Genomic DNA, 8,637 nt, shown 5'->3' on the forward strand with positions numbered 1-8,637 from the left:
ACTCGGGGTTGCCGGCTCCTTTTCTGTTTCGACGCGGGAGAGGAAGGTCGCCGAGATGCCGGCCTTGGTCGCCGTTTGGCGTAGGCCCAGCTTTCTCTCCTTCCTAACCCGCCGGATTCTTTGTCCGAAGGTCTCTGCCATGGTGTTGGTCACCTCCGCATCACTCAGTTGTACCGTTTAGTAAACTCTAAACGCATCGGTGTCAACCCCCTGTGTCCCAGCTCGCGTCTCCCAGCCGCGTTTTACCTTTGGTAACGGGTAGATACGACCGCGTCATTGAGTGCATAATTATGCGGTGTTGTTATCACATATCTTTACTTATGGGCACTTGTTGGGTAGTGTCTGACGCATCTGTCTTGGAGGATCCTGGTGGCGCGCAAACGAAACAAGGTGACTGTTCTTCTGGACCACGACGAGTACCAGCGCTTTGAATCCTACTGCGAGGAGCGTGGGTACAAGAAGAGCACACTCATCGCGCGCCTGATCCGAGAGCACCTCGATGAACAACGATTTCAAGTCCAAGGCGAGTTGAACCTGGGCGGATCACGGCTAGAAGGACTTGAAAAGTGAAGGCCAGCAAAAACAACGCGTCGAGGCCACTGGAGTCCGTCGAGCTGTTTGCGGGTGCCGGTGGCCTCGCCCTGGGTATCTCCGACGCCGGGTTTCATCACCGTGCGATGATCGAACGTGACCGTTGGGCATGCGACACAATTCGCTACAACCAAGAACGAGGCGTTTCACCGGTCGTGAACTGGCCGACCCCCTATCAGGGAGACGTTCGCGACTTTGACTATTCGCCTTATGAGGAACGCATAGACCTCGTATCGGGAGGCCCCCCCTGCCAACCCTTCTCTATTGGCGGAAAGCATCGCGGGTATCGCGATGATCGCGACATTTTCCCGGAAGCCGCGCGTGCCGTGAGAGAGATCCGACCAAGAGCCTTTCTCTTTGAAAATGTACGAGGACTCCTGAGGCCGAACTTCGCTGAGTATTTTAAGTACATCCTCTTGCGTCTCACCTATCCGGAACTCGTGCGACGCGCAAATGACAAATGGACCAACCATCTCGCTCGGCTTGAGAGACATCACACGGCGGGCACATCAAGGGGCCTCTCCTACAACGTCACGTTTCGCGCACTGAACGCCGCTGATTACGGTGTGCCACAGGCCAGAGTTCGAGTTGTTCTCGTTGGCTTTCGCGCAGACCTCGGTTTCGAATGGTCGTTCCCAGAGCCGGAACACACGCTGGATAGCTTGCTCTGGGACCAATGGGTCACGGGCGAGTATTGGGACGAACACTCGATCTCAAAAAGAAGAAGGCCATCAATCCCACAACGATTCGTTTCCCGTGTGGCGAAGCTCAAGTCTGCTGGTGAGAAGCCTTCCGCTGCCAGATGGCGCACGGTGAGGGATGTTCTTCGGGATCTTCCCGAGCCGACGGAGCGCCAAGAAACAAAGGGGGTTCTGAATCACTGGCTCAACCCAGGTGCCCGCGCCTACACGGGGCACACGGGAAGTCCATTTGATCTACCAGCGAAGACTCTTAAGGCAGGCGTCCATGGAGTACCTGGCGGCGAAAACATGCTCGCCCATGCCGACGGAAGGGTCCGCTACTTCACTGTCCGAGAAGCCGCTCGCCTTCAGACTTTTCCAGACAACTACGCGCTCGAGGGGGCGTGGTCAGAAGCAATGCGTCAACTTGGCAACGCGGTTCCCGTGAAAATGTCGCAGACGGTCGCCGTTCGTATTCGTGAATTACTGAGCAACGAAGCGGAGGCCGCATGATATCAGTAAGCAACAGGAAGCGAATACTGGTCTCTCTCGGCCATGAAGCTGCAGTAAACCGATCGCTGTTTCTTGAGGTACCGCATGGTACAGAGGGGGTCATATGAGCAACGATACGTCCTCGCCCTCGGTAATCAACATACAACCCTCCGCGCGGATCCTGAGGGTCCTGGGTGACATCGAATTCGAGCCGTGGCAATGCCTCGCGGAGCTTGTTGACAACTCCTTCGATGATTTCTTGGACATCGAACGATCGGGGATTGCTTGGCCGGATGGCTACAAGGTCAGCATCACCCTACCGAAGTCTTCGACACCGGTGACAGAGGCTGAAGTTGTTGTAACCGATACCGGGAGAGGCATGGACCTCCCCACTCTCAACAATGCCGTTCGGGCTGGCTGGTCAAGCAATGACCGGTTCAGCAAGCTCGGCCTTTTCGGTATGGGCTTCAACATCGCCACCGCTCGGATGGGTCGCCTGACACGCGTCCTCACGACTCGATCTGGCGATACCGAGTGGGTAGGTGTCGTCATTGATCTCGACAATATCGGAGATGATTTCAACGTGCCCGTGATACGTCGCCCAAAGACGACCGCGAGCGAACACGGAACAGTTGTAGAGATCGCCAGACTCGATCCGTTTCGATCCGGTTGGCTTGGCCGGAACCTTTCCAAGTTTCGGACAACATTGGGCGACGTGTATCCTTATCTTCTAGCGCAGAAACCATTCCATCTGTTCGCCAACGGCGTCAAGGTCAACCCGAGAAGACCCTGCGCATGGGACAGTTCCCGATCGGTAACCTACGGGCGAGGCTCAACTGCTGAGCAAATCCCTGCCGTACGTGAATTCAACAAGAAGCTTCCGGACGCAAAAGCCTGCCTAACCTGTGGAAATTGGGAGCCGGTTGACAGGGAGACATGCACCGAATGCGGCAATGGTCAGTTGGTGCTGAAAGAACGAAGCATTCGCGGATGGATCGGCATACAACGGTATCTGCACAAGACCGAGTTCGGTATCGATTTTCTTCGCAATGGACGGAAGATCCTGCGATACGACAAACGGCTTTTTGAGTGGACTGATCCGAATGATCCCCTGGCTACCCCAGAACTCGAATATCCTATCGAGTTGGGGCAAGGCGGACGAATCATCGGTGAAATCCACCTCGACCATGTGCCGGTCAATTACCAGAAGAATGCGTTCGAATGGAGTGACCGAAACTGGATATCAGCCGCTCGGTTTGTGCGAGGTGAAGGCCCATTGTTGCCGAAACGCGCAAAACAGCTTGGCTACCCCCCTAATGATAGCCTCCTAGCGAGTCTTCACCGAGGATACAGAAGAAACGATCCTGGCTATCGCTGCCTAATCCCCGGCAATGGCACGGGGCCAATCCACGGCACAACCCTTGAATGGCGTGACAAGTTCCACAAGGGTGAGCCAGATTATCAGACCGACGAGAAATGGTGGGAAGCCGTTGTCTATCACGAGTCCAAGCTCGCGTCACCCACCCCTTCCGGACAACCATCATCAGGAGGTAGCCCCGGAGATGTTTTGTCGGAGTTGGGGCTCACGGGGGCTGAACAGGATAACTCCAACAATGGTGCGTCGGTCGCAGAACAACCTCCGGCACCCGCGCCAAAACCAGAAACAGAGCGTGAGCGACTGGCGAGATATCGAGATGGTGCAACGCGCGTACCTGAGTTAAGCGGCGAATTTGGTCTGACGGAGTTCGGTGCCACCGTCAATGTTGATGTTCACGCGGTATCCAAATGCGCCGTTAAGGACAACAACGGATTCCGGACTCCCGTGCTTCTGGCGCGAGAGCGAGGACGTGAGTACGGTGCCTACATCGATCTTCAGCACCCGGTCTTCAAGGACTTTGCCGATGAGCCCGCTGACTATCTTGTTGTGGAGCTGGCAAATCATCTCAAGACGCGGGCAGAGCATGAAATGCCGCTGGCTCAGGCTGTTGCCTTGTTGAAGGAGCGGCAGCTCTCCGATCTGAAAGTTGATGCGGCAACTTTGGCCGGACAAGCTCGAGAGCTCTTAGCTGACATACGCGAGCAAATGGCGGAAGCGATCAAAGAAAACCCAGATCGCGCGTGGCAATTTCTCACAACAGATGAACGCGCGACAACTGAGACGAATCTGGTTGTCGAAGCTGCTGGCGTCAATCTAAAGGACATGGAAGCAACTGGGGAATTCCTTCTCTATACGCCCCTCACGTTCACTCCTCGATTAGTTGAGGAATGGCCAGAGGCATTCATGGATGGCAAAGTCTTTAAGGGGCTGTATGACACGGTAAAGACGCCTGCCGGTAAGCGTATCTCTGTTGGCCGCGTGGCGAGTTACCTCTATGACGCGGCTCTGACCGCAGAGGCCAAGATTGCTCAACCAGCACAACTGTTCCGATGCCGTTTGAGCCTACAACTACTTCGGAATGAACTCGCACCGGTGAAGGCTGAAGTATGAGCGAAGAGCACTTTCTGTCTCCAACGGTATTGCTGTCCGGTGGCCCAAACCGTTTCAACTTGGCGATAGAAAGGCTCCTTCTTCATCTGGGTTTCTCCGATGTCCGGGTTATCGATGGATCAGGCGACGGTGGAGGTGACATCCTTGGTGTCCGAGGCTCGGATCTCTTCATCTTCCAGAACAAGTGGACGACGGGCCAATCGATTTCTCGCGATGCGGTAGACGAGGCCGAGACCGCCAAGGCCAAATACGGGGCCGACCGCGCCGTTGTCGCAACGAATGCCGCACCAGATGCTGGCGCCACAAAACGAGCGCGCCGTCTCGCTGGTGTTGGCGTTTCCATAGAGTTTTGGACACGCGAGCACCTGCCTCGACTGTTTGAAGCGATACCAACACTCATACCGTCTCATTTCGAGCTCCGCCCCTATCAACTCAAAGCCGTCGAGGCTCTGCAAAGAGACCTCCGCGAACATGGGCGGGGCCTCCTGGTCCTAGCAACGGGCCTGGGCAAGACTGTAATTGGTGGTGAGGTAATCGCCCAACATATTCAGGCGCACCCAGTAGACGACATCCTTGTGGTTGCGCACATGAAGGATCTCGTTCAGCAACTTGAGCGTGCGTTATGGCGCCATCTGCCGAAGCAGATACGAACGCAGCTACTAACCGGGGATTCAAAGCCGGTCTCTCTGGAGGGCGTCACCTGCGCGACGGTCGAGTCCGCGCTGTCCGCAGTCTACGACGGATATCGCCCCGCTCTCATAATGGTTGACGAAACACATCATGTCGCCGAGGAGGGGCAGTTTCAGAAGTTGCTTGATTTGACATCGGATGCTGGCCAGTTCGGGGTAACGGCAACACCATGGCGAGGAGATCGGTTCGACATAAGCAGCAAGTTCGGAGAGCCGAGCTTTAAAATGGGGATTGCCGATGGCATGGCCCAGGGATACCTGGCGCAGGTTGATTATCGTCTATTTGTTGACGATATCGATTGGGACGTCGTGCGGCAAGCGAGCAAGGAGGGCTACACCCTTAAGGAACTCAACGCAAAGCTCTTTCTCCCTCAACGCGATGAAACCGTCGCGGATCACCTTTGGAACGTTTGGTCAGCAACGCGAAACCCGAGGGCGATCTTGTTCTGTCGAACAATTGAGCACGCTGAGCGTATGGCGAGTGTCCTCGCCCGATATTCGCCGGTTTGGCGCGCTACAACGTGTCTCCACAGTAAGCATGGCAAGCGCGACAGGGATGTGCTCCTGTCGCAATTCCGTCTTGGACGCGTGCCCATATTGACGGCGGTTGACATACTGAATGAGGGCGTCGACGTTCCTGACGTCAATGTACTTGCTTTTCTCCGCGTCACGCATAGCAGAAGAATCTTCGTTCAACAGTTGGGCAGGGGCCTCCGACTCCGTGAGGGGAAAGAGAAGGTTGCCGTACTCGATTTCGCCACTGACATACGTCGGGTTGCCGCTGTTCTGAACCTTCGTCGAGATCTCGAAAGCCTGCGTGGCCCGTCGGAGGTCCTCAAGCTGAGAAACACATCGGAGATCACGTTCACGAATACCGATGTCGGTTCGCTGATGGATGCGTGGATCAAGGACGCGGCTAGCCTTGAAACAGCCATGGACGAAGCGCGTCTGCAGTTTCCCGAGGTTGCACAGGTGGTGCCGCTGTGAGTAGAAAGATAACGAACGACAAGCATGTCGCGCGGGTTGTGAGGAAGCTCTATGCGGACGCACAAGCCATCGATTGGGAACATGTGACGTCTGCCGACAAGACAGCGCGCTATGCGCATTGGCTCGATGACCCACTTGTCGGCGGCCTCCTCGGCCAGTGGATGAGTCCGGAAGAGGCTCGTGTTTGGATAAAAGACGGACCGATGAAGGAATATGTTCGTGCTATCGCCGGGTTCGGTCCCTTTGCGCAGTACCTTGATGAACATCCTAGAGGACCTACTGCCATGGTGAGATTGGCTCTTGGCAAGGAATGGACACCTGTCTCCGGCACAGAGGGGGTCAAGCCGCTCCACTGTGATGCGACGAGTGGGTCCGGAACAGTCCGGCTGATCTGGGGCCCATCACGCGACTTCAAGCACCTACTTTGGGCCGCGCTTGAAGCAAGTGATCGCAACAAAAAGAAGGAAGTCAAGATCGCCGTATTCGATACAGTCGCTCACCCTACGAGTTCAGCCACGAAGGCACCCCATGAGCGTTTTTGCACTAGATGTGGCTTCGCGGTGACTCACGTTCGGCTCTAGGAGCCGAGGCCGATGGAGTTCACACCAACTTCTTCTCTCGAGCCAGGTTCCAGCCCTCGGCAAGCAGCGTCTTGCGGTTCTTCCCAAAATCGCGGCCAACATACTGATTTTGGGTCTTACCGTCCTCAAACCATCGGAGGTAAGCCCAGACGGCGCGACCGTCGTGTGGCCTCTTCAGCTCGATTGATGCGGTGGCGTAGCGTTTCTTGCCGAACTTTTTTCTTCGGCGTTCGCGCCCACCCGCAGCTTCGTCTTGTTCCTCGGCGGCTTTCATCGCCGGCACCTCTGTCCAGCCTCGCGTCCACTGCTGGCTTGAAGATTGACCATACCGCGGACGCGGGAGCGGGCGCAAACTCGATGCGGGTGGCACCGTGAAGGCGAATCCGCATCTCGACGATGCGCGCCTTGAGGTTCAGATGATTCGCCGGACTAGGCGGAGGATGCTGCGCTGGGGCCGCGCGAACTTTCGCGAATTCGTCTGGCGCCAAGAGCAGGATCCTTGGCTGGCCCTCGTGGCCGAGTTCTTCCTCCAGCGCACGAGAGCGTCGCAGATAGCGGATGTGTTCGTCGACTTCAAGGAGCGGTTTCCGACTGCAAGCTCCGTTGCTGGTGCCACCGAATCAGATGTCGGAAAGTTTTTTTCGCGCCTCGGACTCCGATGGCGTGGGCCACTGCTCATAGAAATCGCCAAGGAAGTTGCGGCACGCAATGGGCGACCACCCGACGACACCAAGAGTCTGCAAGCAATGCGAGGCATTGGGGGATATACGGCAGCAGCCTGGCTTTCTTTACATCGTGGAGTTCGCGCCGTCATTATCGACGCCAACGTTTGTCGGTGGCTGAACAGAATGACAGGTCTGCCATACAACAGAGACCCCAGGGGACTTCGCTGGGTGAACGACATGTGTGAGAGCCTGACCCCCCCGAAGGTCTTCCGAGACTATAACTACGCCGTTCTCGATTTCACGATGACCGTCTGCACTCGTAGCCGACCTGGTTGCAGTTCTTGTCCTCTACGTTCGGACTGCCTGCATTCTCGAACAGGTTCAATGCCATGAGCCTGAGCCAATGCCAGCCACCGGCGCCGCTGTTCTCCCCACACCATCTCCCGCGACACCACCCGCAACGCCCGCTCGCTGGTGGGCTCGAGGCAGAGGACCTGTTCCTGGATATCGGGGGCCAGCAGGGTCAGGTTGAGGAACTGGGTGACGCGGGCGCGGGTGAGCCCATATTGACGGGCCAGGGTGGCGCGGTCTTGAAACTCGCCGCCATCGATGGCGCGCCGAATCCGGTGCGCCATGGCGAGCATGCGAGCCACCCGAGCGGGCCGTCGGACGGTTGCGGGCGGCGGGGGCGGTGGCTCCTGGCTGAAGACCACGTCGCCGCCCTGGCGGCTTCGGAACAGGTAGCTGGTGAAGATCCGTTTGCCCTTCTTGCCGCTGTCTTCGCCCTGCCCGCCCTCGTTGGCGCCTGTGCCGCGTTCGGCAGCCGGGGTCCGCATTGCTCATGGTCTCGCCTCCTTCTCACGCCCAGGGGCCACGTCGGGCGCCTGGGCCGCCTCGTCGAGCAGGTCTTCCACGTCTTCGGTCAGGTCCACCAGCTCGGCGGACACCTTGCCGGCGACGTCGTCCACGACGACCCGCTTGACTACCGCGCCCACCAGGCGGGCCTGATTCTCGACGGTGAACACGTCCCAGACATCGTCGAAGTGAGCCAGCGCATCGGCGACCCAGCTCGCCTCCACCTCGGTCTTGCCAGCTCGTTCAGGGCGCGTTCGATCTGGTAGAGACGGGTCTCGCGGTGGGTGATCTGGGCGCCCAACTCCTCGATACGTTCTTCCAGCAACCGGTGGGCGGTGCCGTTGGCCGTGCCCAGGGTCTCCACCAGCTTGTGTCCCTCGGCCGAAAGGCTGGCGATGGCCGCCGGCAGCTTCTTGCGCTCGGTCTGCAGCTCCTCGCGGCGCTCCTGGAACTTCATCGCCAGCTCGTCGGTGATGCCCACGGTCAGGTCCAGTGGCTTTCCGAAAACCATCCTGCACTCGCCAAGCAGTTCATCTTCATCACCGGTGGCGCACTGTAGGGAGTCAAGGAAAATGAGAATGGGAAAAAATCAATGCAATCGGGCTAATT

10 protein-coding genes are annotated in these 8,637 nt (G+C 57.5%); 6 read left to right on the top strand and 4 right to left on the bottom strand.

What is annotated here, in order from left to right; all coding sequences use genetic code 11:
- Positions 1 to 141, bottom strand: a 141-nt coding sequence (locus S1OALGB6SA_RS10905; protein WP_148084037.1) for a helix-turn-helix domain-containing protein, incomplete at its 3' end; no start/stop codon positions are given.
- Positions 142 to 369: 228 nt separating this feature from the next.
- On the opposite strand from S1OALGB6SA_RS10905, the gene S1OALGB6SA_RS06275 reads away from it, so the two are divergent.
- The 5 genes from S1OALGB6SA_RS06275 to S1OALGB6SA_RS06295 all read left to right on the top strand — a co-directional run bounded on the left by S1OALGB6SA_RS06275 (position 370) and on the right by S1OALGB6SA_RS06295 (position 6,508).
- Positions 370 to 570 carry a hypothetical protein gene (locus tag S1OALGB6SA_RS06275; RefSeq protein WP_124032896.1) on the top strand — a complete coding sequence of 67 codons (201 nt, stop codon included), beginning with the start codon at positions 370 to 372 and terminating at the stop codon, positions 568 to 570.
- Positions 567 to 1,784 carry a DNA cytosine methyltransferase gene (locus S1OALGB6SA_RS06280; protein WP_230204461.1) on the top strand — a complete coding sequence of 406 codons (1,218 nt, stop codon included), beginning with the start codon at positions 567 to 569 and terminating at the stop codon, positions 1,782 to 1,784. Before S1OALGB6SA_RS06275 ends, S1OALGB6SA_RS06280 begins: the two co-directional genes overlap by 4 nt.
- Positions 1,785 to 1,887: 103 nt before the next feature.
- Positions 1,888 to 4,251, top strand: a complete 2,364-nt coding sequence (locus tag S1OALGB6SA_RS06285) for an ATP-binding protein (RefSeq protein ID WP_230204462.1) — start codon at positions 1,888 to 1,890, stop codon at positions 4,249 to 4,251.
- Positions 4,248 to 5,927: a DEAD/DEAH box helicase family protein gene (locus S1OALGB6SA_RS06290; protein ID WP_124032897.1), complete on the top strand. Its 1,680-nt coding sequence runs from the start codon at positions 4,248 to 4,250 to the stop codon at positions 5,925 to 5,927. Before S1OALGB6SA_RS06285 ends, S1OALGB6SA_RS06290 begins: the two co-directional genes overlap by 4 nt.
- The gene (locus S1OALGB6SA_RS06295; protein ID WP_124032898.1) at positions 5,924 to 6,508 is read left to right on the top strand and encodes a hypothetical protein; all 585 of its coding nucleotides are present in this window, start codon (positions 5,924 to 5,926) and stop codon (positions 6,506 to 6,508) included. The genes S1OALGB6SA_RS06290 and S1OALGB6SA_RS06295 overlap by 4 nt, the downstream gene beginning before the upstream one ends.
- Before the next feature lie 19 nt (positions 6,509 to 6,527).
- On the opposite strand, the gene S1OALGB6SA_RS06300 is transcribed toward S1OALGB6SA_RS06295, so the two are convergent.
- From S1OALGB6SA_RS06300 to S1OALGB6SA_RS06315, 3 genes are all read right to left on the bottom strand, one after another.
- Positions 6,528 to 6,782: a hypothetical protein gene (locus S1OALGB6SA_RS06300; RefSeq protein ID WP_124032899.1), complete on the bottom strand. Its 255-nt coding sequence runs from the start codon at positions 6,780 to 6,782 to the stop codon at positions 6,528 to 6,530.
- Positions 6,783 to 7,454: 672 nt separating this feature from the next.
- Positions 7,455 to 8,009 (bottom strand): hypothetical protein, encoded by a 555-nt coding sequence (locus S1OALGB6SA_RS06310; protein WP_124032901.1) that lies wholly within the window; start codon positions 8,007 to 8,009, stop codon positions 7,455 to 7,457.
- A 3-nt stretch (positions 8,010 to 8,012) separates the two neighbouring features.
- A complete protein-coding gene (locus tag S1OALGB6SA_RS06315) occupies positions 8,013 to 8,252 on the bottom strand; it encodes a hypothetical protein (RefSeq protein WP_124032902.1) in 240 nt (79 codons plus the stop codon).
- A 56-nt stretch (positions 8,253 to 8,308) separates the two neighbouring features.
- On the opposite strand from S1OALGB6SA_RS06315, the gene S1OALGB6SA_RS10220 reads away from it, so the two are divergent.
- The gene (locus tag S1OALGB6SA_RS10220) at positions 8,309 to 8,587 is read left to right on the top strand and encodes a hypothetical protein (RefSeq protein ID WP_124032903.1); all 279 of its coding nucleotides are present in this window, start codon (positions 8,309 to 8,311) and stop codon (positions 8,585 to 8,587) included.
- Positions 8,588 to 8,637 lie beyond the last annotated feature (50 nt).

The sequence above is a fragment of the Olavius algarvensis spirochete endosymbiont genome (genome assembly GCA_900608495.1).
Lineage (GTDB): Bacteria > Spirochaetota > Spirochaetia > DSM-2461 > DSM-2461 > UBA2779.